A 731-nucleotide genomic window follows, 5' to 3' on the forward strand; every position below is an offset into this window, starting at 1 on the left:
GCGCCGACCTGCAGCACCGCGAGCGGGCTCTCGATCATCGCCCAGATCCGCAGCGCCGGCGCCGCGCCGAGGCGCCTCAAGCGGGCGCCGACGGCCACCAGGGCGTCGGGGCCGCTCACCTTCGGCACCAGGATCGCGTCGGGGCCGGCCGCGGCGATCGCCGCGAGGTCGGCCTCGCCGTGGGCCGAATCGAGCGCGTTGATGCGGACCACCACCTCGCGATGACCGTAGGCACGGCCCGTCACCGCGGCGGCCACCGTCTTGCGGGCGGCGTCCTTGGCCTCGGGCGGGACGGTCTCCTCCAGATCGAGCAGCACCGCGTCGACCGGCAGGGTGCGAGCCGCTTCCAGGGCCTGCGGGTTCGAGCCCGGCAGGGACAGCACGCTGCGACGCGGACGGATCTCGGTCATGGCGGCATCTTTCCGTCGGCGGGGCGACGTCCGTAAGACAGAAGCGCCGATAGCGTTCTCCGGACGGCGAGACAAGGAGCGGGAATGGCGCGCTGGATCGCGGGACTCGACGGCTGCCGCGGCGCCTGGGCCGGCGTGCTGCTCGACCTCGACGATCCCGGCCGCCACCGCGCGGCCCTGTTTTCCACCGTCGCCGAGTGCCTCGACGGACCGGAAGCGCCGGTCTCGGTCGGCATCGACGTGCCGATCGGACTGCCGGACCGCGCGACGGGCGGAGGCCGGGCGGCCGACCGGCCGGCGCCGAGATAGGCGCGTGCGGCC

1 protein-coding gene and 1 pseudogene are annotated in these 731 nt (G+C 75.1%); one reads left to right on the plus strand and one right to left on the minus strand.

Annotated features, from left to right (window positions below; all coding sequences use genetic code 11):
• Positions 1-410, minus strand: a 410-nt coding sequence (locus FV223_RS29155) for an aldolase/citrate lyase family protein (RefSeq protein ID WP_246689868.1), incomplete at its 3' end; no start/stop codon positions are given.
• 84 nt (positions 411-494) lie between these two features.
• On the opposite strand from FV223_RS29155, the pseudogene FV223_RS29160 reads away from it, so the two are divergent.
• A pseudogene (locus FV223_RS29160) lies at positions 495-710 on the plus strand (DUF429 domain-containing protein); the annotation flags it as partial.
• Between the last annotated feature and the right edge of the window lie 21 nt (positions 711-731).

Origin of the sequence: Methylobacterium sp. WL116, assembly GCF_008039455.1 — a bacterium.
Lineage (GTDB): Bacteria > Pseudomonadota > Alphaproteobacteria > Rhizobiales > Beijerinckiaceae > Methylobacterium.